23 protein-coding genes are annotated in these 25,160 nt (G+C 66.9%); 16 read left to right on the top strand and 7 right to left on the bottom strand.

All coding sequences use genetic code 11. The features are described 5' to 3' along the window. The first annotated feature begins 45 nt into the window (after positions 1-45). The 6 genes from U1769_RS02750 to U1769_RS02725 all read left to right on the top strand — a co-directional run bounded on the left by U1769_RS02750 (position 46) and on the right by U1769_RS02725 (position 9,095). Entirely contained in the window at positions 46-2,580 is a 2,535-nt protein-coding gene (locus tag U1769_RS02750; RefSeq protein ID WP_332711610.1) for a cation-translocating P-type ATPase, read from the top strand. Between the two features lie 38 nt (positions 2,581-2,618). Continuing rightward, positions 2,619-3,656 (top strand): acyltransferase family protein, encoded by a 1,038-nt coding sequence (locus U1769_RS02745; RefSeq protein WP_332711608.1) that lies wholly within the window; start codon positions 2,619-2,621, stop codon positions 3,654-3,656. Between the two features lie 405 nt (positions 3,657-4,061). Then, positions 4,062-5,726, top strand: a complete 1,665-nt coding sequence (locus tag U1769_RS02740; RefSeq protein WP_332711605.1) for a ShlB/FhaC/HecB family hemolysin secretion/activation protein — start codon at positions 4,062-4,064, stop codon at positions 5,724-5,726. A gap of 51 nt (positions 5,727-5,777) precedes the next feature. After that, positions 5,778-8,195 carry a two-partner secretion domain-containing protein gene (locus U1769_RS02735; protein ID WP_332711602.1) on the top strand — a complete coding sequence of 806 codons (2,418 nt, stop codon included), beginning with the start codon at positions 5,778-5,780 and terminating at the stop codon, positions 8,193-8,195. After that, positions 8,196-8,858 carry a L,D-transpeptidase gene (locus tag U1769_RS02730; protein ID WP_332711600.1) on the top strand — a complete coding sequence of 221 codons (663 nt, stop codon included), beginning with the start codon at positions 8,196-8,198 and terminating at the stop codon, positions 8,856-8,858. 84 nt (positions 8,859-8,942) lie between these two features. Beyond that, entirely contained in the window at positions 8,943-9,095 is a 153-nt protein-coding gene (locus U1769_RS02725) for a hypothetical protein (protein WP_332711597.1), read from the top strand. A 293-nt stretch (positions 9,096-9,388) separates the two neighbouring features. Here U1769_RS02725 and U1769_RS02720 read toward each other — a convergent pair whose 3' ends face one another. Next, complete coding sequence (locus tag U1769_RS02720) at positions 9,389-10,105, bottom strand: hypothetical protein (RefSeq protein WP_332711594.1); 717 nt, start codon at positions 10,103-10,105, stop codon at positions 9,389-9,391. A 167-nt stretch (positions 10,106-10,272) separates the two neighbouring features. Here U1769_RS02720 and U1769_RS02715 point away from each other — a divergent pair, with 167 nt between their 5' ends. The 3 genes from U1769_RS02715 to U1769_RS02705 are packed head-to-tail and all read left to right on the top strand — an operon-like array spanning position 10,273 to position 11,570. Beyond that, positions 10,273-10,689, top strand: a complete 417-nt coding sequence (locus tag U1769_RS02715; RefSeq protein ID WP_332711591.1) for a lysozyme inhibitor LprI family protein — start codon at positions 10,273-10,275, stop codon at positions 10,687-10,689. Positions 10,690-10,698: 9 nt separating this feature from the next. Further along, positions 10,699-11,229: a hypothetical protein gene (locus U1769_RS02710; protein WP_332711588.1), complete on the top strand. Its 531-nt coding sequence runs from the start codon at positions 10,699-10,701 to the stop codon at positions 11,227-11,229. Continuing rightward, positions 11,226-11,570 (top strand): hypothetical protein, encoded by a 345-nt coding sequence (locus U1769_RS02705; RefSeq protein WP_332711585.1) that lies wholly within the window; start codon positions 11,226-11,228, stop codon positions 11,568-11,570. Before U1769_RS02710 ends, U1769_RS02705 begins: the two co-directional genes overlap by 4 nt. A 15-nt stretch (positions 11,571-11,585) precedes the next feature. On the opposite strand, the gene U1769_RS02700 is transcribed toward U1769_RS02705, so the two are convergent. Then, positions 11,586-12,596, bottom strand: a complete 1,011-nt coding sequence (locus tag U1769_RS02700; protein WP_332711582.1) for a GlxA family transcriptional regulator — start codon at positions 12,594-12,596, stop codon at positions 11,586-11,588. Positions 12,597-12,882: 286 nt separating this feature from the next. Here U1769_RS02700 and U1769_RS02695 point away from each other — a divergent pair, with 286 nt between their 5' ends. The 5 genes from U1769_RS02695 (at position 12,883) to U1769_RS02675 (ending at position 16,558) form a co-directional block, all read left to right on the top strand. Next, on the top strand, positions 12,883-13,710 hold the full coding sequence (locus U1769_RS02695) for an alpha/beta fold hydrolase (protein ID WP_332711579.1): 828 nt from the start codon (positions 12,883-12,885) through the stop codon (positions 13,708-13,710). 81 nt (positions 13,711-13,791) lie between these two features. Further along, the gene (locus U1769_RS02690; protein WP_332711576.1) at positions 13,792-14,460 is read left to right on the top strand and encodes an HD domain-containing protein; all 669 of its coding nucleotides are present in this window, start codon (positions 13,792-13,794) and stop codon (positions 14,458-14,460) included. Positions 14,461-14,580: 120 nt separating this feature from the next. Beyond that, a complete protein-coding gene (locus U1769_RS02685; protein WP_332711573.1) occupies positions 14,581-15,339 on the top strand; it encodes a Crp/Fnr family transcriptional regulator in 759 nt (252 codons plus the stop codon). Positions 15,340-15,429: 90 nt separating this feature from the next. Continuing rightward, complete coding sequence (locus U1769_RS02680) at positions 15,430-16,020, top strand: hypothetical protein (RefSeq protein WP_332711571.1); 591 nt, start codon at positions 15,430-15,432, stop codon at positions 16,018-16,020. 169 nt (positions 16,021-16,189) lie between these two features. After that, entirely contained in the window at positions 16,190-16,558 is a 369-nt protein-coding gene (locus U1769_RS02675; protein WP_332711568.1) for a lysozyme inhibitor LprI family protein, read from the top strand. A gap of 761 nt (positions 16,559-17,319) precedes the next feature. Here the strand turns inward: U1769_RS02675 and U1769_RS02670 are convergent. The 3 genes from U1769_RS02670 to U1769_RS02660 form a co-directional block, all read right to left on the bottom strand. Further along, positions 17,320-17,688 (bottom strand): hypothetical protein, encoded by a 369-nt coding sequence (locus U1769_RS02670; protein ID WP_332711565.1) that lies wholly within the window; start codon positions 17,686-17,688, stop codon positions 17,320-17,322. 176 nt (positions 17,689-17,864) lie between these two features. Further along, complete coding sequence (locus U1769_RS02665; RefSeq protein WP_332711562.1) at positions 17,865-18,770, bottom strand: DUF3829 domain-containing protein; 906 nt, start codon at positions 18,768-18,770, stop codon at positions 17,865-17,867. Positions 18,771-18,939: 169 nt separating this feature from the next. Then, positions 18,940-19,776, bottom strand: coding sequence for an NYN domain-containing protein (locus U1769_RS02660; protein WP_332711560.1), 837 nt, complete (start codon positions 19,774-19,776; stop codon positions 18,940-18,942). Between the two features lie 279 nt (positions 19,777-20,055). Here U1769_RS02660 and U1769_RS02655 point away from each other — a divergent pair, with 279 nt between their 5' ends. Together U1769_RS02655 and U1769_RS02650 are read left to right on the top strand one after the other, a co-directional pair. Continuing rightward, positions 20,056-20,472, top strand: a complete 417-nt coding sequence (locus U1769_RS02655; RefSeq protein WP_332711557.1) for a hypothetical protein — start codon at positions 20,056-20,058, stop codon at positions 20,470-20,472. A 114-nt stretch (positions 20,473-20,586) separates the two neighbouring features. After that, the gene (locus U1769_RS02650; protein WP_332711554.1) at positions 20,587-21,306 is read left to right on the top strand and encodes a hypothetical protein; all 720 of its coding nucleotides are present in this window, start codon (positions 20,587-20,589) and stop codon (positions 21,304-21,306) included. 18 nt (positions 21,307-21,324) lie between these two features. Here U1769_RS02650 and U1769_RS02645 read toward each other — a convergent pair whose 3' ends face one another. Together U1769_RS02645 and U1769_RS02640 are read right to left on the bottom strand one after the other, a co-directional pair. Further along, positions 21,325-23,934 carry a glycoside hydrolase family 3 C-terminal domain-containing protein gene (locus tag U1769_RS02645; protein ID WP_332711552.1) on the bottom strand — a complete coding sequence of 870 codons (2,610 nt, stop codon included), beginning with the start codon at positions 23,932-23,934 and terminating at the stop codon, positions 21,325-21,327. Positions 23,935-24,077: 143 nt separating this feature from the next. Continuing rightward, positions 24,078-25,097: an alpha/beta hydrolase gene (locus tag U1769_RS02640; protein WP_332711549.1), complete on the bottom strand. Its 1,020-nt coding sequence runs from the start codon at positions 25,095-25,097 to the stop codon at positions 24,078-24,080. Positions 25,098-25,160: the final 63 nt, after the last annotated feature.

Below are 25,160 nucleotides of genomic sequence, written 5' to 3'. Positions count from 1 at the left end.
TGAAACACAGTCCGATGGTTGCCCACCCGCCCGGTGGGCCGGCGCATGCACACTGACGGCGAGCGACAGGGTCTGTCGCTGGCGCAGGTCCGCGAACACCTCGTTCGCGACGGCCCGAACGAGCTGCCACGCGCCGGCCGCCGCACGCCGCTGCGCATCGCCGGCGAAGTCCTGCGCGAGCCGATGCTGGCGATGCTGCTGGCCGGCGGTCTGATCTATCTGCTGCTCGGCGACACGGCGGAGGCGCTGATCCTCCTTGCCTTTGCCGGCTTCTCGATCGGCATGACCATCGTCCAGGAAGCCCGGACCGAAAATGTGCTCGAGGCACTGCGCGATCTCTCCGCCCCGCGCGCGCTTGTCATCCGCGACGGCGAGACGGTGCGCGTCGCCGGCCGCGACGTGGTGCGCGACGATCTCCTGATGCTCGAACAAGGCGATCGCGTCGCCGCCGATGCGGTGCTGCTCAAGGCGCAGGATTTCCAGGCCGACGAATCCCTGCTCACCGGCGAATCGGTCCCGGTACGCAAGCGCGCCGCTACTGAAGGGGAGAGCGACTCGGCCGATCCCGGCGGGGACGATCGGCCGCAGGTCTATTTCGGGTCGATCGTCACGCATGGCAGCGGCATCGCGCGCGTCACCGCGACCGGCGCGCGCAGCCGCATCGGCCAGATCGGCCGCTCGCTCGCCGCGCTCGATCCCGAGACGCCGCACCTGCAGCGCGAGACAGCCCGGATCGTGCGGCTCTGCGCGATCGGCGGCATCGCCATGGCCTTGCTGGTCGTGCTGCTCACCGGGCTGTTCCGCGGCAGCTGGCTGGAGGCGAGCCTGGCCGGCATCGCCATCGGCATGTCGCTGCTGCCGGAGGAATTCCCGGTGGTGCTGACGATCTTCTTCGCGATGGGCGCCTGGCGCATCGCCCAGGTCGGCGTGCTCACCCGGCGAACCGCGGCGATCGAGACAATGGGCGCCGCGACGGTGTTGTGCACGGACAAGACCGGCACGCTCACCCAGAACCGCATGACCGTCGCCGAACTGTGGCTGCCGGACGGCCGCAGCCTCGCGCTCGCGTCGGACGCGGCGGATGTCGGGTTCAATCCGCTGCTCGCGGCCGGCGCGCTCGCCAGCGCGCCGATCCCGGTCGATCCGATGGAGATCGCCTTCCACGCCGCCGCGCGTGATGCGGGGACGGCGTCGTCCGACGGGCTGGCGCTGGTCCATTCCTGGGGCCTGCGTCCCGATCTGCTCGCCATGTCGAACGTCTGGCAACCGGCCGACGATGCCGCGCCGCTGGTCGTCGCCGCCAAGGGCGCGCCGGAGGCAATCGCTGGGCTGTGCCGGCTCGACGACTCCGCCCGGGCCGCGCTCGATGCGGCGGCGCAGGCGATGGCGGGGCGCGGGATGCGCGTGCTCGGCGTCGCGTCTGGCACTGCCGGCATCGACGATCTCGGCCGGCCGCATGAGGATCATGCCTTCACCCTGCTCGGGCTGGTCGGTCTGTCGGATCCGTTGCGCGCTGGCGTGGTCGAGGCAGTCGCCCAATGCCAGGCGGCGGGCATCCGGGTCGTGATGATCACCGGCGACTATGCGGTCACCGCGCGGGCGATCGCGGCGGCGGCCGGCATCGCGCCGGGCGAGCTGCTGCGCGGCGACGAGGTCGCGGCGCTCGACGATGATGCGCTCGCCGCGCGCATCGGCTCGGTTGCGGTCTTCGCCCGCACGATGCCCGAACAGAAACTGCGGATCGTCTCCGCGCTCAAGGCCGCGGGCGAAGTGGTCGCCATGACGGGCGACGGCGTGAACGACGCGCCCGCGCTGAAGGCAGCGCATATCGGCGTCGCGATGGGCAAGCGTGGCACCGACGTCGCCCGCGAGGCATCGGCGATCGTGCTGGTCGAGGATGATTTCGGGGCGATCGTCGCCGCGATCCGGGTCGGCCGGCGAATCTACGACAATATCCGCAAGGCGATGGGCTTCATCTTCGGCGTGCACGTGCCGATCGCCGGGCTCGCGCTGTTGCCGCTGGTCACCGGCATGCCGGTGATCTTCGGGCCGATCCAGATCGCGCTGCTCGAAATGATCATCGATCCGGTCTGCGCGCTGGTGTTCGAGGCCGAGCGCGAGGAACGCCACCTGATGACCCGGCCGCCGCGCGATCCCCGGGCACGGCTGTTCTCCCTGCCGCTGGTCGCGCGCAGTGTGGTTCAGGGCGGGCTTGCCTTCCTGCTGCTCAGCAGCGTGTATCTCGCCGGGGCGTGGCTCGGCCTGCCGGCTGCGACGTTGCGCACATTGATCTTTTTCGCGCTGGTCGCGGCGACGCTGGCGCTGGTGCTCGCCAATCGTTCGTTCAGCACCTCGCTGGCCCACGCGCTGTTCCGCGGCAATCCGGTCTTCCGCTATGTGCTCGCCTTTGTTGCGCTGGGCAGCGCGATCATCCTGCTGGTCGCGCCGGTCCAGCGCATCCTGCAATTCGCGCCGCTCGGCCTGGCCGAGCTGGCCGTGGTGGCGGGGTGCGGTGTCCTGCTGCTGCTCCTGTTCGAACTGGCCAAGCGCGCGCCCTTCTTCGCGCGGGCCGAACGCTGACGGTTGAGGGTTGTGCGATCGCCGCCTATCGTTCGCCGATGGGGGGCAAGGCGACGATGATGCAGGATGGCGACACGCCCCGCCGCCTGTTCGGCCTGCAATATCTGCGTGGCATCGCCGCGACGGGCGTCGTGATCTTCCACGTCTCGCAGGGCGCCGGGGCCCCGTTGCCCTTCGCTGCTTATGGGGTCGATCTGTTCTTCGTGCTCAGCGGCTTCCTGATGGTCGCGATCACCGCCGGCGGGGCGCGGCCCTGGGCTTTTTTCCGGGATCGTTTCCTGCGCGTCGCGCCGCTCTACTGGATCGCGACCGCTGCGGTCGTGGTGGTCGGGTTGCTCGGCCTGTCGGCGCAGGTCCGGCTCGATCCGGCGCGGATCGCCGCGTCCTTCGCCTTCATTCCCTATAGCGCGGGCGGTGGACGGCATACGCCGCTGCCGATGATGCCGCTGGGCTGGACGCTCAATGCCGAGATGCTGTTCTACGCCATCTTCGCGCTGCTGCTGTTCCTGCCGCGCTACCGGGTGCTCGTGCTGACCTGCATCATCGGGGGCCTGGTCGCGGCGGGCAAGCTGTTCCATCCGACCGGGGCCGTGGCGATCGCCTGGACTGATCCGATCCTGCTCGATTTCGTCGCCGGCGCCTGGCTGGGCGTGGCCTGGGTCCGGCCGGAGCATCGGCGGCTGATCGTGCTGCTCCTGCTCGTCGCACTGCTGCTATGGATTCCCCGGCTGGTCTGGCCGGGCATGCGCGGCGGCATCGAAGGTGCCGGGGCCACTTTGATCCTGATGGCGGTGCTGTTCTTCGAAGGGCGCGGTGGCGGCATCCCGGAATGGCGGCCGCTCCGCCTTCTCGGCGATGCGAGCTACTCGATCTATCTCTGGCAGATTTTCCCGCTTCAGTTCTGCGCGGTCGTCGCGGCACGCCTGCATCTGCCCGCAGCGGTCACCGCGGCGGCCGGCTTCGCCCTGGCAATGGGCGGCGGTATCCTTGCCTATCTACTGCTCGAGCGGCCGCTGCTCGCCGCATTGCGCCGCGTCCGCGCCCCGGCGGCCGTCGCGATATCCGCGGATCGGTGATCGAGCCCCGTCACGAACTTTAGCGGCTCGCTGGCCGAATGCGCCGACTTGCCGCAGGCCGATGTTCCGTCGAATTCAAACGCGCTTTTTCGTGCGATCGACCAATATCGAGCGGCCCATTCAGGATTTCGTTCATCGCATATAAAAAACGATATGATATTGCGATTGCCTCGCAAATAAATGGCCTAAGTATTAACACTTACATCATTTATTTATTATTTCTCCTAGGAACTTTATACGCGGCGAAACATTGAGCAATGCACTAGCGAATATTGCGGATGGTTTCGCCCGAATCGCGTCTGATCCGAATATCGGACAGACCGATATTTCGCATTGCCTAAAAGCCGCACCGTGTCCTGCGCACGGTGACAGGCATCATGTTTGCGTCAGGTGAGGGATAATCGGATGAAGCTCGGCTTCCTGACGGTGGCGTTGATCGCGACCGGCCAAACGGCGTTCGCGCAGCAAATTCCTTCTGCCGGCGGGCAGTTGCAGCAGATTCCCCCCGCGCCCACGGCGCCGAAGGTCGATCCGGTCCTGGTGGTCGCGCCGCCGCCGGCCGTGGCCGCCGCGGATCCGGCCGGAACGAAGATCCGCGTTACCGCGCTGCAGGTCACCGGCCAGACGCTGTTCGACGAACCGACGCTGATCGCGGCGAGCGGCATCACCCCGGGCAGCGATCTCAGCCTGTTCGATCTGCGTGCGGGCGCCGCCCGCATCGCCGGTTTCTACCGCGCGCGCGGCTATTTCCTCGCCCAGGCCTATCTCCCTGCGCAGGATGTGCAGGGCGGCTCGGTCACCATCGCGGTGATCGAGGGGCGCTACGGCAAGATCGGCCTGCATAACGACAGCAACCTGTCGAACCATGTCGCCCGCGGCGTGCTGCGCGGCATCGACAGCGGAGACGTCGTCGCCAACGCGCCGCTCGAGCGCCGGCTGCTGCTCCTGTCCGATCTGCCCGGCGTTGCGGTCAGTTCGACGCTCGCCCCCGGCGCCACGCCCGGAACCTCGGACCTGACGGTCGATCTCGCCAACGGTCGCCGCATCACCGGCAGCATCGAGGCGGACAATGCCGGCAATCGCTACACCGGGGCGTATCGCGGCGGCGGCTCGATCAACCTCAACAACGCAACCGGGCTGGGCGATCAGCTCGGCCTGCGCTTGCTCGCCTCGACCGAAGGCCTCGCTTATGGCCGCGTCTCCTGGCAGGTGCCGATCGGCAACCTCACCATGGGCATCGCCTATGCGCATTTCAGCTATGATCTCAGCCACGAATTCGAAAGCCTCGATGCGCACGGCACCGCCAATGTCGCCAGCCTCTACGCCAGCTACCCGCTGGTTCGCACGCGCCGCGCCAGTCTTTATCTGGTCGGCAGCGTCGATGCGAAATCCTTCGACGACAGGATCGATCTGGTCTCCGCCCGCACGCGCAAGGCAAGCCAGGCGGCCACGCTTGGCATCAACGGCACGATGCGCGACAATTTCGGCGGCGGCGGCTGGACGGCCTTCTCGCTGGCCTGGACGATCGGCGACCTCGATCTGCGTAGCCCGCTCGATCGCGCCGCCGATGCGCTGACGGCGCGGACTGACGGGGGCTACAACAAGCTCGCCTTCAGCGCCGCGCGGCTGCAGAATGTCGCCGGGCCCTTCTCGCTCTATGGCGCGGTGCGCGGCCAGGTCGCGTTCGACAATCTCGACATCTCCGAAAAGATGGAGCTGGGCGGCGCTTACGGCGTACGCGCCTATCCTGAAGGCGAGGCCTATGGCGACCAGGGCTATATCGCCACTGCCGAGGCGCGGCTGATGCTGAGCGACTGGACGCCGAGCTTCCCCGGTGGGCTCCAGCTGTTCGGCTTCGTCGACACCGGCCGCGTCAACTATGCCAAGCACCCCTGGTTCACCGGCAGCAACCGGGCGAACCGCAGCGGCTACGGCGTCGGGCTGGCCTGGTACGCGCCCGAAAATATCACCCTGAAGGTAAGCTATGCCCGCAGGATCGGCGATACGCTCGCAACGTCGGCCCCCGATCGCAAGGGGCGCTTCTGGTTCCAGGTCTCCAAGACCTTCTGACGGCGCGCGCCCCGTCGCGGCGCGCCTACCTCCGCTTCAAGGAATCCGATCATGAATGCCATCCATCCTGCCTTCGCTGCTCCCGCTCCCTTCTTCGCCAGGGCGCGCCACGCCCGGTTGCTCGGTTCGACTGCGCTGGTCCTTCTGGGGCTGGCCGGCTCACTCGCCTTTGGCGGCCAGGCGCATGCCCAGGCCCTGCCCAGCGGTGGCACGGTCGTTGGCGGCGCCGCCACGATCACCGGTGGCCCCGGCAGCGTCACGATCAACCAGTCGACTCATGCCGCGGCGATCAACTGGGACAGCTTCAACATCGCCCAGGGCAACAGCGTCACCTTCGTCCAGCCGGACAGCAGTTCGGTCGCGCTCAACCGGGTGCTCGGCCCCGATGCATCGCAGATCTTCGGCAGCCTGACGGCCAATGGCCGGGTGTTCCTGGTCAATCCGAACGGCGTGCTGTTCGGCGCGGGCGCTCAGGTCAATGTCGGCGGCCTGGTCGCCTCGACGCTCGGCATCACCGACGCGGATTTCATGGCCGGCAAATACCGCTTCGCGGGCAAGAGCAACGGCACCGTGCTCAACCAGGGCAGCATCACCGCGGCCGATGGCGGCTTCGTCGCCCTGCTCGGCGCGAAGGTCGGCAATGACGGCACGATCGCGGCCCGCTTCGGCAGCGTCGCGCTGGCCGCGGGCGAAGCGATGACGCTCGACGTCGCGGGCGATGGCCTGCTCAACATCGTGGTCGATACCGGGGCGGTCGGCGCGCTGGTCCGCAATGGCGGGCTGATCCGCGCCGATGGCGGCCGCGTGCTGCTGACGACTCAGGGCGCCGGCCAGCTGCTCGGCACCGCCGTGAATAATACGGGCGTGATCGAAGCGCGCACGATCGAAAGCCGCAACGGCTCGATCTATCTGATGGGCGACATGCAGAACGGCACGGTCAGCGTGGCCGGCACGCTCGACGCCAGCGCGGCGCATGGCGGGAACGGCGGCTTTATCGAAACCTCCGCCGCGCATGTGAACATCGCGGCCGGCGCCAACGTCACCACGCTCGCGCCCGCCGGGCTCACCGGCACCTGGCTGATCGATCCGCAGGATTTCATCATCGGTGCCGGCGGCAACATCTCCGGTTCGACCCTGTCGGCGCTGCTGGTGACAAACAGCGTGACGATCACGACGCTGCCCGGCCCGGACGCGACGGTCCCCGGCACGCCACCGACGACCACGCTCGGCACGACGCTGACCGGCAATGGCGACATCATCGTCAATGACGCGATCGCCTGGACGGCCTCGCCGAGCACCACCACGCTGCGCCTGAACGCCGTGCGCGACGTGGTGATCAACAATTCGATTACCGCGACCAACGGCAATATCGTGGCGTGCTGCGGGCGCGACGTGAACGTCAATGCGGCGCTCACCACCACCAATGGCAGCATCCTGCTCAACGCCGGTCGCAATGTGAACGTGTTCCACGCGATGACCACGACGGACGGCAATATCGCGCTGTGCGCCGGGCATGACGTGACCATCGCCGCCGCGGTTACGCTGACCCGGGGCAGCACGATCCCGTCGCAGAGCCTCGGCCTTCAGCCCGGCCTGCTGATCATCGCTGGTGCCGATGGAACTGGCCCGGGCGTCGGCGGCGGCACCCTGGTGTTCGCGCCACTCACGCCTCCGGTCACCGTCACGGGGCCGAACGCAGCGGTCGTGATCAACTATAATCCCGTCTCCTATGCCGCGCCGACGAATTTCGCCGGCTTCTTCACGCTCACCCTGGGCGCGTCGGTGGTGCAGCGCATGCTGCTCTTCCCCAATGGCGGCAGGGCCGCCGACGGCACGACCGCGACGACGCTCACCGGCTTCAACACCACCGCAACGTCCGGCCTGCCGGTCGGCGTGACGCTGGTCGCCGGGGCCGGCGCCAGCGCCGTGTTCGACAGCGCGGCGCCCGGATCGAATGTCGGGATCACCTATACCGGCTACAGCCTGGCCGGCGCCAATGCGGGCCAATATGCGCTGGCAGGGTCCTGCTGCGTCTCTACCTTCCGCACCACGGGTACGATCACCCCGGCCGTCGTCGTGGTGCCGCCGGTCGAGGTGCCGCCGGTCGTGGTGCCACCCGTCGTCGTACCGCCGGTGGTCGTACCGCCCGTGGTGGTGCCGCCGGTCGTGGTCGTGCCTCCGGTAACGACGCCGGTCATCGTGCCGCCGCCCGGCACGACGCCGGTCGTCCTGCCCTATGCGCCGCCGGTGCTGCTGCCGGTGAGCTACTCGCCCGGCGGTGGCCTCCCCGGCATGGTGGTTGTGGATAACGGCGTGCCGGTCCCGGGCGAGCAGCTCGAATCGCTACTCCCTCCCGTCGCCGAGCAGGAATTTGTCCCGGCTCCGCTGGAGGTCCAGCCGATCCCGGCCGAGGAAGCGCCGGCCCGGCCGTTCGTGCCCAATCGCCCCGCCAAGCAGGATCGCAACTAGATGCGGCGATCCGGAACGGTGCCCTGGGCTGCCGGCCTGTGCCTTGCCCTGCTCGCGGCCGGGCCGGCTCTGGCCGGACCGGCTGGGGCGGGGGCCGGCGCCGATTTCTCCGGCGTCGCCGCCTCGCCCGATACGCGCCGGCTTGCCGATTGGGTGGTGCGCTCGGGGGATGCGCATGGCCGCCCGTTCCTGATCGTCGACAAAGCCGGCGCGCGCGTCTTTGCCTTCGGACCGGACGGCGCGATCCGCGGGGATGCGCCCGTGCTGCTCGGCCTGGCGCGAGGTGACGTCTCGCCGCCCGGTATCGGCAATCGAAAGCTCGCCGATATCGGTCCGGCCGATCGGGTCACCCCGGCGGGCCGCTTCGATGCGGAAATGGGCCGCAACTTTTCGCACGATATCCTGTGGATCGATTATGATGCGGCGATCTCGCTCCACCGCGTCGTCACCGGCAAGCCGGCCGAACGTCGGCTCGAACGGCTCGCCACCGCCACCACGCTCGACAACCGCATTTCCTATGGTTGCATCAACGTGCCCGTCGCCTTTTACGAACAGGTCGTGGCGGCGTTGTTCCGGCCGCGCGACGGGGTCGTGTACGTCCTGCCGGAGAGCCGCTCCTTCGCCGCCATCTTTCCGGCGGCAGCGGCGTCGCCCGTTCCGTGAGGGCGATAGCGCTTGTCATCGGCGGCCGATCATGACCATGCAGGCCGCCTTACGCGGCGGCCGATCATGCTGCCGCGCCATTTCATGACGACGGGATTTTCGATGGGCCAGCTCCGCACCGCCAACAAGCGCCGCAATCGCGCGCTTGCCGCCACTGTCGCCGCCCGCACCAGCGCGCCTGCGCCGGCCCCGGCCAAGGCAGCCGCCCCGAAGCGCGCCGCCAAGCCGCAAGCCTGAAGCGCACTCGCGCTACGCCCGTTTCAGGCGTAGCGCGAAGGCGGCCAGCAGAAAGCCGCGGAACAGGAAGCTGATCCCGATCGCCGCCGCCAGGAAGGTCAGCGCGGCGGCCGGGCCGGCGAACAGCAGCACTGCGCCCGCTACGATATCGATGCCGCCGAGCAGGATCAGCCAGCCGCGATGCCATATGCCAGGATCCAGCCCCAGCCATTGCCCGTCCCAGAATCCGTCATGTCGAGTCTCCGCTGCCGGTGATGCGGCGCAGCTTCGTTCCGATATAGATCGTGCGATAGCTATACCTGGATATGAGGAGTGCTTGAGTGCCCGGTGCCGATCGCCGTCCAGGATGAAGGCGGTGCGTGGGGATCGCCATCGACGTCGCCCCCGCCCATCCCCATCCCGCCACCCATGCCCATGCCGCCGCCGCCTCCACCGCCTTGGCGACCACCCTCCTTGCCCTCGCTTTTGCCGCGTCCGCCGGATGTGGCGGGACGGGTAGGGCCCTGGCTCGGGATCGCCAGGTCGGCCGGGATCGGGTCGAGATCCAGCGCTTCGCGGATGAAGGTGCGCAGCGCGACGACCAGCTCATGGGTGTGCACCGGCTGCCCGGCGATCAGCGCGCGCGCGGCCGCTTCGGCCAGGCGCACATGCTGTTCGGTGCCGAGCAGGATGATGTCGGACAGGGCCGCCTCGACGGCGTCGCGAATACGGCGCGATCGGTCGGATCCGGTCCCGCCCGGCTCAGCGCCGTCGCTCGTCTCGCGTGATCGCAGGTCGCGCAGGTGCGTCGGGTCGACCGCGAGATTGCCGGTGAAGGAACCGCCCAGCACCTTGTAGGCCGCGATCAGCGTGCGCAGCCGCTCGTTGATCTGGCGGTTCATCCGCTCGCGGCGCTGCTGGATGGTGACCATCGTGAGCAGCCGGATACCGACGCCGATCAGCGTCACCAGCGCCAGGCCGATCACCGTCGCGAGCACGCTCTGCCAGGAACTGAAATCGATGCCGCGCAAGCGTTGCCCCTTTGCAAGTCCGAACGCGCCGTGCTCCAGGATGGTTTCGAGGGCAGGTGAGAAGGCATTGTTTCCGGACAGGGGGGATGGCGGTAGTGCTGTTGGAAACGCTCGGCTAGGAGCCAATCCGGCGCTCGGGCGTAGTACGGGCAAACGGAGGAAAAACCATGCGAAGCATTGCCTTGATTGCCGGTCTTGCCATGATCATGCCGGCCCTGCCGGGCGCCTCCGCGGCGCTGGCCGCCCCAGGGCAGGCGAAGGAAACCAGCTGTGACAACCCGCGCAGCAATTTCGACAGCATCTATTGCGAGCGCAAGATCTTCATGCAGGCCGATACCGATCTGAACACGGCGTACAAGGCGCTGCGCGTCCAGCTCAAGGCAGCCGATCGCACCACCCTGCTGCAGTCGCAGCGCGCCTGGATCCGCCAGCGCGACGAGAAATGCGGCCGCTCGACCGAGGGCGCGATCGGCGTCGATCTGGTCTGCGCGAAGGACGTCACCATCGCCCGCACCAACTGGCTGAACGATCGCACGCGCGAATGCCGCAGCGCCGGCTGCCGCGCCAGCCTGCTCGACGAATAGGCCGGGCGCTTGCGGCTTGTGCCGGCGCTGGCAGCGCTGTTCCTGCTCGGCGGCTGCTGGTCCGGCCCGGCCTGGTTCGGCGCGGCCGAGGCCGTCGCGGTCATCCCGGACGGACGTTACCGGCTGGTCGAGACCGGCGCGTCGCCGCTCGAGGGTGATGTGCTCGGCATTGCCCGCCAGGCGGACGGAACACTTGCCGTTTCCGGGGCGGACAATCCGGTGCGCGCGGTCATCGTGCCGCTCGATCCCGCGCGCCAGGCGGGCCGCTATATCGTTCAGCTCGAACAGATCGCCGAGCACCCGCGTAACGCGCTCTACATGCTGCTCGACAGCGGCGGCGGGCGCTACCGGCTTAGCCTGCTGCGCTGCACGAGTGAGGCAGCGCAGACGGCGGAGCAGACCGGCGGCCATGTTTCGCGCGATCCGCAATCGGCGTCGAGCTGCATCTTCGCCGATCGGGCCACGCTCGTCACCGCGCTTCGCGCCGCGGCCGATCGCCCGCCGGCGGCGGAACTCGAACTCATTCCGGTTGCGCAATGATTAGCCGGCGCACCGCCGTCCTGCTCCTTCCGGTTGCGCTGCTCGCGGCCATGGCCGGCGCGCAGCAACGCGTCGAGACGGCGCGCGCGCCCGATCCGGCCACCGCCCGCGCCTTTCCCTATGACGCCGGAATCGTCGATCTGCTCGTCACCGGCGCGGCGGCGAAGACGCTCTACGATCGCCTGCCGGGCAAGGGCGCACGCAGCGCTTGCGGCGGGACCGCCCTGCACAAGGGCGATGGCCGTATCAGCTGCTCGAAGGATGGCGCCGAGCATGTCTGCCACGTCTGGCTCGACGTGCCGCGCCAGGCGCTCACCGAAGCCGAGACGGACGACTGCTGAACCCGTGGCGCGGTGCTACAAGCTGAGCGTATCGGCGGCGAGCGTGCGCTCGCCTGAGCGCACCCCGAACCGCCTGCGATAGTCGGCGGGCGACAGGCCCATCACCCGGGTAAAGACTTTCCGGAACGAAGCCGGATCGGCATAGCCGACATCCTGGGCGATCGTGCCGATCGGCTCGATCGACGTCTCGATCAGCGCCCGCGCCGTCTCGACGCGCAGGCGCTGGCTATATTCGTTGGGCCTGAGCCCGGTCGCGCGGTGGAAGCGGCGCACGAAGGTGCGGACCTCCAGCCGCGCCCATCCGGCCATGTCGGCTACCGTCGCGCCGCCCGGCCCCTCGTGGTGCAACCGCTCCTGGGCGGCCGCCACGGCCGCGTCGCCATGATCGCGCGGCGGCTCGAACGGGCGATAGAAGCGCTGCTGGCGCCGCGGCGGATCGATCATCATGAACCGCGCGGTATCCGCCATCACGGCCGGGCCAAGCAACCGGTCGATGACGAGCAGGCCGAGATCGGCCCAGGCCATCATGCCGCCCGCCGTGATCACGTCGCCATCGTCGATCACCAGCTGGTCGGCATCTACGCTGATCGTCGGGAAGTCCTTCGCCAGTGCGCCGGCGCAGACCCAGTGAGTCGTAACCTCCCGGCCGTCGAGCAGCCCGGCCTGCGCCAGCAGGAACACGCCGCCGCAGATCGAGCTGACCACCACGCCCGCTTCATGGCGTGCGCGCAGCCAGTCGCCGGCGGCGCGATGCTCTTCCATGCCAAGCGCGATCGTCTCGCGTGGCGGGACGATGACGATCGCCGGCTCGGCGGCTGCGATGTCTGGCGGCTCCCCCGCTCGCGCGACGCCGTCCGGGCCGGCCATGAATCGGCTCACCCGCAGCGCCGGCGTGGTCGTGCCGTCGCGCTGGCGCGCGAGCCGATCAGCGAAACCGAACAGGTCGGCCAGGCCGTGCACCGTGCCGAGCAGCGATTGCTCGCGGATCAGGATGCCGATCTCGAGGATAGGGCGTTCGCTGGTCATTTGTCTGTAATGCCTCGCTGTTTGTCGGTTCCGCCCATCACTGCCCGCCCGCGGCACTGCTACCCCGATGGCCAGCGGCGATGGCGCCGCCAAGCCAGCGGAGCCCCGCATGCCCAGCAATCCGGATCAGGACCGGTTCAGCACTATCCGCGGGTCGCGGCGCGAACTGCTCGTCGGGGCGGCGGCCGTAACCGGTATCGCCCTGGCCCAATCCGCGCTGCCCCAATCCGCTTTCGCTCAATCCGCGTCGGGCCCGCCCGCACGATCAACCTTCGGAGACAAGACGATGAACAGCATCACAGTCAAGGACGGCACGCACATCTTCTACCGGGAATGGGGCACCGGCCAGCCGATCATGTTCCATCACGGCTGGCCGCTCAGCGGCGACGACTGGGACAATCAGATGATGTTCTTCTCGGCCCAGGGCTATCGCGTGGTCGCGCATGACCGCCGCGGCCATGGCCGGTCGAGCCCGAGCGCGCATGGCAACGACATGGACACCTATGCCGCCGATGCCGCGGCGGTCACCGCCCATCTCGGCCTGCGCGACGCGATCCATATCGGCCATTCGACCGGCGGCGGCGAGGCGACGCGCTATGTCGCGACCTATGGCGGCGGCGGGCGCGTGGCGAAGGCCGTGCTGATCGGCGCGATCCCGCCGGTCATGCTGAAGAGCCCGTCCAATCCCGGCGGGCTGCCGATCACCGTGTTCGACGCTATTCGCGAGGGCGTTGCCGCCAACCGCGCCGAATATTATCGGGGTTTCGCGACCGGGCCCTTCTACGGCTATAACCGCCCCGGCGCGAAGCCCTCGCAGGCGATCAGCGACAACTGGATGCGCCAGGCGATGACCGGCGACATCAAGGCGCAATATGATTGCATCAAGGCGTTTTCGGAGACCGATTTCACCGAGGACCTGAAGAAGATCGCGCAGCCGGTGCTGATCCTGCACGGCGAGGACGACCAGATCGTACCGGTCGACGATTCGGCCAGGCTAGCGGCGAAGCTGCTCCGCAACGCCACGCTCAAGACCTATCCCGGCTTCCCGCACGGCATGGCGACGACACATGCCGAGGTGATCAACGCCGCCATCTTCGATTTCATCCGAAGCTGAGCCGCGCGGACCGGGCATCGCGCCCGGCCCGCCATGACCATCCGCTGAGGGGCGCCGCGACCGAGGCACGGGAGACCATCGATGACCGACGCCGCTTTCCCACCCTTGTCCCATGGCGAACTGCGCGGGCTGTTCGCCGAACTGCCCGAAACGCCGGTGATCCTGCGTGCGTTCGACTATACCCGCGAGCGCATGCCGCCTGTCCTGTTCAACCATGTGACGCGCTCCTGGATCTTCGCCGCAAAGCTCGGTGCGAAACGCGGCGAGCGCTTCGATGCCGAGGTCGTCGCGGTGACGACGCTGCTGCACGATCTCGGCTTCACCGCGCATGGCGATGGCCCCAATCGCTTCGAGGTGAACGGCGCTGCGATCGCGGCTGCGTTCGTGCGCGATCTCGGCTTCGACGACCGCCGCGTGCAACTCGTCTGGGACGGCATCGCGCTGCACGCCACGCATTCGATCAGCCTGTTCAAGGAAACCGAGGTCGCCTTGTCCGCGCGCGGAATCGGCGTCGATTTCGGCACGCCGGATTATGCGACGCTCGATCCGGCCGAGATCGCGGCGGTGGTCGCCGCGGTCCCGCGGCTCGACATGAAGCGTGCCTTTGCCGCCTGCGCGCTCCACCAGGCCGAGACCAGGCCAGAAACGACCTACGAGAATTTCATCCGCGATTTCGGCGAGCGTTTCGTGCCCGGCTACGCCCCACCATCCTGGGTCGATGCGATCGCCGGCGGCCCTTTCGAGGAATAAGGCCGACCGGCGCAAGGCCCTCGCAATGCCCGTCGCAGATCCTTGCAAGTAATTCACCGACAAGCCCAAAACTAAGCTACACCACCAGCGGCGGCTCTGCTCCGCCTCTGGAACAATATCATGCCCAACACCCCGGGCCTTGAAGTCGTCGCGCAGAAACTGGCGCGGCGTACGGACCTCACGGAGTCCGATCTCTCGGCAATCGTCGCGCTTCCCCACAGCATCACGCGTCTGGCGCCTTCCGGAAAGCTCGTGCGCGAAGGCGAACGCCCGTCGCACTGCTCGTTCATTCTCTCCGGCTTTGCTTGCCGGCATAAGATAACCCGCGCCGGTGCGCGGCAGATCACTGCGGTGATGCTGCCCGGCGATTTCGTCGACTTGCCCCATCTGTTCCTGAACGTCGTCGATCAGGGCGTCCAGGCAATGACGCATATCGTCGCCGCAAGCATCGAAGCCGAGCCGCTGCGCCGGCTGGCGCTCGATCACCCGGCGGTGGCCCGGGCGCTGTGGGTCGAGGCGTCGGTCGACGCCGCGATCGACCGCGAATGGATCGTCAATGTCGGGCGCCGCGAGTCCGTCGTGCGCGTCGCGCACCTGCTGTGTGAGCTTGCCTTGCGTACGGCGCGGGCCGGGTTGCAGATCGCCGACGGCTTCGAGTTGCCGATGACTCAGGAACAGATCGGCGACGCGGTCGGCCTGACGGCGGTTCACGTCAACCGCGTGCTGCGGTCGCTGACAGATCAGGGCCTGATCACCCGAGAAGGCCGCTATTATGGCAGCGCCGACTGGCGGCAGCTCGAGCATTTCGCCGATTTCTCGTCCTTGTACCTCCATCTCGATCCAGCTGCGGCCGACCCCCCATCACGCTGGGCGGCCTGACCTTCCGCAGACCCGCCGCGCGAACATTCCCGATGCCCCGGCGAAGGTTAGCTCTTGATACGGCCGCCGGTCCGGTTAGGCATAAGCGCGATGATAGCGCCCCGGACGACATGCCTGGTCCTGATTGCCCTGGCGTTTGCCGGCTGCGGCAAGGAGCAGGAACGCGACAAGCCATCACGGCCGGACTGGCGCGGCGGATCGATTGACGGCATCGCGCCGCTGATGACGCCGCGCGACGTGAACGCTGCGCTGGAAGGCCATCACTATCGCCAGGTACCATGTGCCGTGGCCGGGAAGGTGCTGGCGAATCCCCTGAATCGCGGCGACGAAAGCGCCTGTTTTCGCGCGCCCGCCAAGAGAATGACCGTCAGCCTGTATTTCCGCGGCGAGGGAGAGACGCGCCGCCTGGCGGTCGCGACCTTTCGGGAGCCCTGGGCGAGCGATGCCACCGATGCCGAGCGGTTGAAGCATAGCCGATACGTCGAGCGGGTGTTGCTGAACCGTCTCGGCCCTCCCATGCAGTCCGTCGATGGGGCTGGATACCGCACGCTCTACTGGCGGCGGCCGGGCGGCAATCCCGACCTGCCGGACATGATCACCATGTCGGTCGGCGCCGTGTTCGGCGCGAACGTGACGCTGACCAGCATGTGGGCCTATGGCGAGCATCCGCCCGGATCGTGAAGCGCGTGCGCTCACCTTGGTGCCGAGGCGGGGATAGCGGTGAACGGGAGCAGGCGCTTGCCGTAAAAATCTTCAGCCGGCTGCCAGCCAATGCATCTGAGGCTGCGCAAAGACGTTATCGATTTCCGACGGCGCGGCGCGATGGCTTGCCGGAAAAGGGGAATGCGCAATGATCGGCTGGCTATTGTTTCTCGCGGCGGGGGCCGCCGACTCTTGCGGCGACAAGCCGAACCAGACGGCCATGACGATGTGCGAAAAGGCCGTCGCCGACCGCGCCGACGCAGAAATGAACCTGGCCTGGAAGCAGGTCTATCCGGCGATGCAGCGCCTCGACCGCATCCAGGAGCCGGGTTTCGCGGCGGCGCTGCTGGCGTCGCAGCGCGCCTGGATCGCGTTTCGCGACGCCGAGTGCAGGATCGAAAGCTATGAATCGCGTGGCGGCAGCATGCAGCCCTTCACCGAAAACCAGTGCAGGGCGGAAGTCACGCGCACCCGCACCCGGCAATTGCGGATGATGCTCGACTGGACGAAACGCTGAGCCGGTTTGAACCGATAAGGTAAGGCAGCTACTTCGATACACCAACGCTCGAGAGTTCCTCGATGAGAACGGTTCTTGTGGCGTCGCCCAGGTAACGCTTCTCATGGGGGTACAGGCTGACCCGCCCGACCAGCCTTACCGTGAACGTTCCCCAGGGCGGCTCAGGCTTTCGCCAACCCGCTGCTTTTCGGGCTGCGGCGTCCAGTCGCGCGCATGTGTCTCCTGCGCATTTGACTGAAGCCCCGTCTCCGTCGCGAAGCAATTTGCCCGTCGCGTCGTGACATTGCTCAAAGCGACTATTCTCGAAGTTGGTGAACCAAGTGCAGGTGAGGGTTCGTCGCGGCCCGAAAGCCTCGCCATCAAATACCAGGCCTTGTTGTCCAGCAGGAACCGAGGATGCCAGAGCCAAGACAATCAATTGCCACATAGGCGCATCATATTCCCGCGCTCGATATTCGCAATCGCGCCAGCATTCGATTCACACCGAGGAAATCAACGCGCGACGAATCTGGGCAGATCTTAGGTCCCAGAGCAGCCGGCTTGTTCGGAAGAGGCGGTGTGTCACGCTCCGTAAAGTCGGCCAGGCCATGTTGGCTCATGCCACCGCTGAACCAATGAGCGGCCTGGAGCGGGACGACTTTAACTAGACCCGTTCGTTTCGAGCGAAGTCGAGAAACATTGGTGGAGGGCTGCTTGGCGGTTTCTCGACTTCGCTCGAAACGAACGGAGAGGGAAGCCGATTCCACGCGATGTCATCCGCTCTAGGTATAAATCTCACCCTCGTCGCCCCTCAAAGAGGCATTTAGCGACCGAGCTAAGGCAGACGCCACCAACCTTAACGGCGCCTCGCGCTCACCGAAGTCATCTGAAGCGTCGAAGCTTATTATGCCAGCTGGAGACCAGAAGAAAGTCGGTATCCACTCTTCGGTCTCCTGACAGAAAAGTTCAACATCATAGCCGCTGGTTTTAATAGAGATGAGCTCACCAGTTTGCGGATTTCGAGCCGAGAAATCTTCGACCCTAAATCTCAGGATATGATTAGCCTCTATAGCGGCTGACCATTCGCTCTCACCTATCGCCTCACGCGCGCCCGTCGCACCACAACGTTCAATATGGATCGTGTAGCTCAAGTTGGGCTCCTAACGCGATTGTACCAGTTGAGACTAACCCAATTTTGCACTCACGGCCCAGGTCAGGCAATCGCTGGCGCGGTGCCGTGACCATCACACAATGGTAGCGGTATTCAATCCGTCTAATGAGCAGGGTCATACGCCCAAATGAGGCCTGACGCCGCCGCTCGCCAGCGTCAGCTAATGCCGCCGAAGGTATTCGCTGAATCCACAGCCTGATTATAGGTCCGCATCATTCCTTCGGCGTCGCTGTTGCTGTGGCTCTGCTTCAGGGTGCGGTAATAGCCGATCATGGTCGTCAGCGAGCTCAGGCCGGATGGATCCCGCTTGTTCGCCTTGACGGCTTGCTGATGCGCGTCGGCGATCGCCTGCTCGATGATCGCCACTTCGGCGTCGGCCTTGGCCAGGATCGCCGCGTTCTGGATGTCCGATGGCTGGTTGAACAGGGAGATCAGCTTGTTCGAACGGACCAGCGCCAGTTTCGTGTTGTAATTGAGCAGGTCGCCGCTGCTCTTCAGTTTCGCCAGCACCGCTTCGTCGCGCTTGGCCATGTCGCGATCGAGCAGCTGCCTGAACGCGTTCAGATCCTTTTCCGCAGCGGCCAGTTCGGCCAGCATCTGGGGGTCTTCCTGCTTGCCGCGCGCGAGCTTGTCGTCGAGATATTTCTTGCCGCTATAATAGGGCGCCAGGTTCGCGAGATGCGCGCGCACCTTGCCCATCGACAGGATCAGGGCATCCGCGGCGGCGTTGAGATCGCTCGAGGCGCCCGACAGCGCCCGAGCCTTTTTCAGCTGATCGACGCCCTGTCCGATCCACCCGTCGTCGACGCTGAAATAGCCGGTGGTCGATGCATGGGCGACATCAGCCTTGCGATATTTCTCGGCGGTTTCGACGAAGCCGAAGGTGCCGATCAGGGTGTTGTGCCCCTCGATATAGCCTTCGAGCTGACCGGCCCCGGTGGAGGCGCCGGCCGCGCCCGCGACAGCGCCGGTCGCATTGCCGCCGGAGGTCGCGGACTTGTCGCAGGCGCTCAGACAGATCGCCGCAGCGCTCAGGATCAGCAGGTTTTTGAGGGGCGTCATGATGTCTCCGGATGAATCGTCGGTCGTAGCCGTGCTGTGGACTGCGCGCTTCCGGTCGCGGCATCACGACCCCGCGGCCGTAGCTAGCCGAGCCCGGTTACAGTTTAAAATCATGGAATCGCGAACAGTTCCCGACGCCGGACAGCCTCCGCGCCCGGGCGGGCGCCCGTCACCGCGACGGTCGCGGCGCCCGGTCCTTGTTGCGTTTGTCGGCGACATAGCTGTGGCCGCCTTCGCCCTTGTAGATGTCGAACAGGCCGATCGTCTCGAACAGGGCCGGGAAATTCTTCACGCCGTAATTGCGCGGATCGATCGAGGCGAGGCGCTTGGCCGCGCTGCCGGCGCCCGGCATCGACGCCCATCCGTCATCCCATGCCGCTGCCTCGACGGCGCCGCGCAGGATCGTCACCAGCGCGGCATCCTGCGCCAGCGCCTTGCCACTCAGCTTGGCCGGCGCGGCGGCCTCGGCCTTGGGCTCGGCCTTTGCCGCCCTGGCGCTGCTCTTTGGCTTTTCCACTGCTTCGGCGGCGCCGGCGCGCGCGGTCGGATCGTCCAGGCTGTCGAGATAGAGGAAGGTCGTGCACGCGTTCACGAAGGGGGCAGGGGTCTTGCGCTCGCCAAAGCCATAGACGTCATGGCCGTTCGCCTTGAGCTGCATGACCAATGGCGTGAAATCGGCGTCGCTCGATGCGATGCAGAAGGCGTCGAGCTTCTGGGTGTAGAGCAGCTCCATCGCATCGATCACCAGCGCTATGTCGGTCGCGTTCTTGCCGGTGGAGTAGCTGAACTGCTGGATCGGCCTGATCGCGAAATCGTGGAGCTTGTCCTTCCATCCCTTCAGCCCGGCGCTGCCCCAGTCGCCATAGGCCCGGCGGATATTGGCCGTGCCATATTTGGAAAGCTCGGCCAGGATCGGCGCGATCTTCGCGTGCGATACATTGTCGGCATCGATCAGCAGCGCGATCCGCCGGTTCGGCGTCTGGGGCGAAGGTGCGTCGTTTTCCACGGGTAATCCCAATCCGATAAAGATACGCGCCGTCAGAAAGGCGTCGTCCTGCGCTGTCGTCCCGCGACGGCCTCCTGACGCCCGGCGGGAATATGGCGTCCGCCGTCGCAGGTCTAGGGCGGATCGACTTTTCGCAGCCCGGCCCGGTGGCGGGGCATTTGATGAAGCCATGCTGCGGAGATCTTGAGATGTTCGCCGCGTCGCGCCTGTTCGAGCAATGAAACGATCGTTTCGGTCGCACGTTACTTGCCCAGTCTTAACGACGAACCGGGGTGATTCATGTCAAAGTCGTTCGTTTCAGCTGCCGTTGCCACCATTGCCATGTTCGGTATGGCGACTCCCGCCTTTGCCGCCAATCAGTTCGATCTCGTCTGCAAGGGCACCGAGCAGCTGAAGACGGGCGCCCCCGCTACCAAATGGGAGGAGCGTTTCCGCATGGATCTCGATGCGAAGCGCTGGTGCCGCGGCGCCTGCAAGTCCGCGGCGCCGATCAGCTCGGTCACCGCCGACGACATCATGCTTTCGGACAGCCGCGCGACGATCGGCGGTCCCGCCGATACCGAGGCGGCCTTCTCGCGGACCAATGGCACGATAAGGGAATATATCATGATGGGCTGGTCCGGATCGACCGCCAGCCTCGCGGAAGGAAAATGCACCCGCGACCTGTTCAGCGGCCTTCCCGGCCAGCGATTCTGACACCGTGCCGTCGTAACGCAGGGCTCTCCGTTACGGCCAGTCGCAGCTACCCAAAATGAAGGCATCCCGTCTTCGCCAAGCTTCTTCGCCAAGTGACAGGAACGGCCTAAGCCTATGATGAAATCGTTCGCCGCCGCCGCCATGCTTGCCCTGTTGTTCGTGGGCGGATGCAGTTCGCAGAAGCCCGACGGCGCGGGCGGCGAAACGGCGGCGCCCACCACGGACCGCCAGGCCGCTCCGCCCAAGATCGCCTATAGTTTCGACTATCGCTTCAGCCTGCCGCAGAGCGCGATCACCGCTGCGCAGGACCGGCATCTCGCCATGTGCGACCGTGCCGGCCTGCAACGCTGCCGCCTGATCGAAATGCACCGATCGAACAGCGAGGGATCGACCAGCGCGTCGCTGAAGCTCGAAGTGGACAACAGGATCGCGCGCCCGTTCGGCGCGGAGCTCACCGCGCCGGTCGTCGCCCTTGGCGGGTCGCTGACCTCGACCGACGTCGATGCCCAGGATCTCGCGCGCGACATCGTCGATCTCGAAGCGAGCGCCCGGGGCAGCGGCGACACCGCCACGGCAGCGCGCACCGAACTCGCCCAGGCGCGCGGCCGGGTGGCGACCTCGGCGATCTCGATCGCCTATAGCGGCAGCACGAGCTTTTCGGGCGAGACGGGCCGGGCGTTCGCTTCGGTCGGATCGACCGTCACCTACAGCATCGTCGCTTTGATCTATTTCGTCGCCGCCGTCGGGCCATGGGTGCTGCTCGCGCTTCTCCTCTTCTTCGCCGTGCGCGCGATCCTCCGACGGGTGCGCCGCAAGCCCCCGCCGGTCGGATAGGCGCGATGGAGCCGGCCCTCACTCGGCCAGCGCCACCGTCCCCGTCACGCTGAACCCAGCCGCCACCGTCGGCGCCCCGGTCCCCGGCTGTCCGCCGCCGAGCGTCAGCGTATAGGCGCCCGGCGCCACCACGCGCTTGCCCGCCTCGGTCACGCTGGAAAGCCCGCGCGGATCGAGGTCGAAATGCACCTTCGTGCTGGCCCCGGCCGCGAGGTGAACGCGGGTGAAGCCGCGCAGCGCCCGGATCGGCATGCCCGGCGCCTGCGGGAAGCTGAGATAGAGCTGCACCACTTCGTCGCCGGCCAGCTTGCCGGTGTTGCGCACCTCGACATCGACGCCCAGCGTCTCGCCCGCCTTCACCGAAGCGCGCGACAATAGCGGCTTGCCGTAGGCGAAGCTGGTATAGCTCAGCCCGTGGCCGAAGGCGTAGAGCGGCTTGCCCGAGAAATAGCGATAGGTCCGCCCCGCCATCGCATAATCCTTGAACGGCGGCAGCTGATCGACCCCGGTGTAGAAGGTCACCGGCAGGCGCCCCGCCGGGTTGTTCGCGCCCGACAAGGTCTCGCCGATCGCGGTGCCGCCGGCCTGGCCCGGATACCAGGCATCGAGGATCGCATCGGCATTGGCCGCAGCCCAGTTCACCGACAAAGCGGAGCCGTTCATCAGCACCAGCGCGAGCGGCTTGCCCGTCGCCTTGACGGCCTTCAGCACGGCTTCCTCGGGCGCCGGCAGGTCGAGGCTGGTGCGGTCGCCGCCGACGAAGCCCGGCACGTTGACCACCATCTCCTCGCCTTCGAGCGCCGACGTGATGCCCGCCACCGCGATGACCAGATCGGCCTGCCTTGCCGATGCCACCGCCCGCTCGAGCGCATCGGCGCGCACTTCGTTCCACACGAAGCGCGGCGGGAAACGGCTCGGCGTCTGCTCGATCAGCACCTTGTGCTTCGCGCCCTTTTCGAAGCGCAGCTCGACCAGGTTCGGCCCGCGCTGCTGCGGGTCGGTGTTGTCGGCGACCAGCTTGTCGTCGATCCACAATTTGGCCGAGCGGCCGTTGATGCCGATCTTGTACTGCCCCGTCTCCGGCGCGGCGACGAAGCCGCTCCAGCGCGCGGACGTCACCGCCGCATCGGGGATCACCGCCGGCGTGTTGCGGGCGTACGCGATGATCGCATCCGTCCGGCTTACCGCCGGCGCGCCCGTAAAGTCCGCCCCGCGCCAGAATTCGGCTTTCAGGCCCGGCGCGCCGTCCGGCGTGGAAAGCGCGCTGGTCGGCACCGGCTCGGCCGCGCGCAGGAAATCGGTGCCCGGCTCGAAGCTGATCTCGGCACCCGGGAATGCCTTGCGGATGCCCTCCAGCGCGCTCACCGGCGCGACCGGCGTGCCGTTGTAATTGCCGTTCAGCACATCGACCTGATCGGCCAGCGGACCGACCACCGCGATCCGCTTCACGCCCGCCTTCAGCGGCAGCATGCCGTTGTTCTTCAGCAGCACGATCGATTCCCGCGCCAGCTTCAGCGCCAGTGCGCCATGCTCGGGCGAATTGAGCGCGCTGTCGGGGATCGCCGCATAGGGCACCTGCGCGGGCGGATCGAACATGCCCAGCCGCATGCGCACCGTGAACAGCCGGCGCAGCGACTGATCGACCACGTCCTGGCCCACCAGCCCCTGTTTCATCGCATCGACATAACGATCGTAATCGGAGGTTGCGCCCGGCGCCCGGCCATATTCGGCGCAGTCATTGTCGACGCCGAGCTTCAGGCTGATCGCCGCGGCCTCCGCCACGGTCTTGGTGTAATGATGCCCGCGCTCGATATCGGCGATCGAATCGCAATCCGATACCACATGGCCCTTGAAGCCCCAGGCATCGCGCAGCCGGTCCTTGAGCAGGAATTCGTTGGCGCAGGCCGGCTGGCCGTTGATGGCGTTGTACGCGCACATCACCGATTCCACCTTGCCGTCCACCACGAGGGTGCGGAACGCGGGGAGATAGGTGTCCTCCTGATCGTGCAGGCTGACCGCGAAATTGTCGCTGTGCCGGCCGGGCTCGGGGCCGCTGTGCACCGCATAATGTTTGGCGGTGGAGGAGACGCGGTAATAATGCGCATCGTCGCCCTGCATGCCGCGCACGAACGCGACGCCCAGCGCGCCGGTCAGATACGGGTCCTCGCCATAGGTTTCCTGGCCCCGGCCCCAGCGCGGATCGCGGAAGATGTTGATGTTGGGCGACCAGAAGGTGAGGCCCTGCATGATGCGGTGCTCGCCGCCGGCCTTTTCGATCAGATTCCACTTCACCCGGCCCTCGGTGCCGATCGCTTCGCCCATCGCCTTGATCGCGGGCGCATCGAAGGTCGCGGCCAGGCCGACCGGTTCCGGGAATACGGTGGCATAGCCGCCGCCGGCAACGCCGTGCAGCGCCTCGCTCCACCAATTATAGGCCGGCACCCCGAGCCGGGGAATCGCCCGCGCCTGGTTGACCAGCTGCGACGCCTTTTCCTCGATCGTCATCTGCCCGATCAGGGCGTTCACCCGCTGTTCGGTGGGGAGGGCAGGGTTGCGCCACGGCTGGGGCGACGTCTGGGCGTAAGCGGTGCCGGAGAGAAGCAGTGCCCCGAGGGATATAAGGCCCAACCCCTTCCGTTCCCCGGCGGAGGCCGGGGCCCAGTTGGGAAGGCCGGCGTAACAGCGCGCAGCATCAGACAATCTACGTCCCCCAACTGGGCCCCGGCCTTCGCCGGGGAACAAAGAAAAGAAAGAATCCAAATTCCGAACCATCATTTCCGATACCCCTGCCAAAGCCATTCGATTGCCCCGGGCAATGTCTGCCCAACCACCCGCTGATCGACGTGGACTGAGTCCTTCGCGAACACGTAGTGAACCGCGTACCCCTTCGCCTTCAGCGCCGCGGCCATGCGCTGGTTCGCCAGCGGCCAGTTGTGGAAGGTCGCTTCCGGATCGTCGAAATGCAGATCCCTTTCGCCGACATGCATCCAGATGCGGATCGGCTTTTTCGCCGCTTCCGGGATCAGGTGCGCGTGATAATCCCAGGCGCCTTCGGGCGTCGCCGGGTCGGGCGGGGATTGCTGGTTCACGAAGGTGCCCGAATAGGACAGCACCCGGCGATACCATTCGGGGTGGAACCAGGCCATGCTGAACGCCGCCGCGGCGCCCGAGCTCGCGCCCATCGCCGCCCGGCCTTCGGGGTCCCTGGTGAAACGGATCTTGTAGTTGCGCGCGACCAGCGGCAGCACTTCGCTCTCGACGAACTCGGCATAGCGGCCGGAGACGGTGTCATATTCGAGCCCGCGCTGCGATCCCTGCGCATCGCCCCCGCCCGACTGGATCATCACCGCGACCATCGGCGGCACGCGCTTCGCGGCGATCAGCGTGTCGAGCGCCAGCGCCACGCGCGTCGCATAATCCCGCCCGTCCTGGACGACCATGAACGGCATCTCCGTGCCGGGTTTGTAGCCGGCGGGGGTATAGACGATCACCTCGCGGCGATACGGCGCCGGCTCGGATTGCAGCTCGGCCCTGGCCGCGACGCGGTTGCCATAGGCGTCGCGCTTCGCGGTCGTCTCGTTCTGCAATTGCCGGATGCCGGGGTAGACTTTCGAATCCTGCGACAGCATCACGAAGGCATGAAGCGTGCCCATGGGCCGGCTGGGGTCGACCGCCATCTCGCGGGCGTCGGTGTAGGTTGGGCCGATCACTTCGTCCGGGGCATCCTGCGCAACGGCGCCGCCTGCCAGCAGCAGCGGCGCGGCGAGTGCGATCATGGCCGGGAATTTCATTGGGCTACCACCCTTCCGTTCGTGCTGAGCTTGTCGAAGCACCGTTCTTCTCTTTTCGCCGGC

Origin of the sequence: Parasphingomonas zepuensis (assembly GCF_036663735.1) — a bacterium.
In the GTDB taxonomy this organism is placed as follows: domain Bacteria; phylum Pseudomonadota; class Alphaproteobacteria; order Sphingomonadales; family Sphingomonadaceae; genus Sphingomonas.
This window is presented reverse-complemented; position numbering and strand designations above follow the sequence as displayed.

Bases quoted from the DNA above. Each gene is read 5' to 3' on its own strand.
- U1769_RS02750 (WP_332711610.1), top strand. From the start codon at position 46: ATGCACACTGACGGCGAGCGACAGGGTCTGTCGCTGGCGCAGGTCCGC.
- U1769_RS02745 (WP_332711608.1), top strand. From the start codon at position 2,619: ATGGGGGGCAAGGCGACGATGATGCAGGATGGCGACACGCCCCGCCGC.
- U1769_RS02740 (WP_332711605.1), top strand. From the start codon at position 4,062: ATGAAGCTCGGCTTCCTGACGGTGGCGTTGATCGCGACCGGCCAAACG.
- U1769_RS02735 (WP_332711602.1), top strand. From the start codon at position 5,778: ATGAATGCCATCCATCCTGCCTTCGCTGCTCCCGCTCCCTTCTTCGCC.
- U1769_RS02730 (WP_332711600.1), top strand. From the start codon at position 8,196: ATGCGGCGATCCGGAACGGTGCCCTGGGCTGCCGGCCTGTGCCTTGCC.
- U1769_RS02725 (WP_332711597.1), top strand. From the start codon at position 8,943: ATGACGACGGGATTTTCGATGGGCCAGCTCCGCACCGCCAACAAGCGC.
- U1769_RS02715 (WP_332711591.1), top strand. From the start codon at position 10,273: ATGCGAAGCATTGCCTTGATTGCCGGTCTTGCCATGATCATGCCGGCC.
- U1769_RS02705 (WP_332711585.1), top strand. From the start codon at position 11,226: ATGATTAGCCGGCGCACCGCCGTCCTGCTCCTTCCGGTTGCGCTGCTC.
- U1769_RS02700 (WP_332711582.1), bottom strand. From the start codon at position 12,596: ATGACCAGCGAACGCCCTATCCTCGAGATCGGCATCCTGATCCGCGAG.
- U1769_RS02695 (WP_332711579.1), top strand. From the start codon at position 12,883: ATGAACAGCATCACAGTCAAGGACGGCACGCACATCTTCTACCGGGAA.
- U1769_RS02690 (WP_332711576.1), top strand. From the start codon at position 13,792: ATGACCGACGCCGCTTTCCCACCCTTGTCCCATGGCGAACTGCGCGGG.
- U1769_RS02685 (WP_332711573.1), top strand. From the start codon at position 14,581: ATGCCCAACACCCCGGGCCTTGAAGTCGTCGCGCAGAAACTGGCGCGG.
- U1769_RS02680 (WP_332711571.1), top strand. From the start codon at position 15,430: ATGATAGCGCCCCGGACGACATGCCTGGTCCTGATTGCCCTGGCGTTT.
- U1769_RS02675 (WP_332711568.1), top strand. From the start codon at position 16,190: ATGATCGGCTGGCTATTGTTTCTCGCGGCGGGGGCCGCCGACTCTTGC.
- U1769_RS02665 (WP_332711562.1), bottom strand. From the start codon at position 18,770: ATGACGCCCCTCAAAAACCTGCTGATCCTGAGCGCTGCGGCGATCTGT.
- U1769_RS02655 (WP_332711557.1), top strand. From the start codon at position 20,056: ATGTCAAAGTCGTTCGTTTCAGCTGCCGTTGCCACCATTGCCATGTTC.
- U1769_RS02650 (WP_332711554.1), top strand. From the start codon at position 20,587: ATGATGAAATCGTTCGCCGCCGCCGCCATGCTTGCCCTGTTGTTCGTG.
- U1769_RS02640 (WP_332711549.1), bottom strand. From the start codon at position 25,097: ATGAAATTCCCGGCCATGATCGCACTCGCCGCGCCGCTGCTGCTGGCA.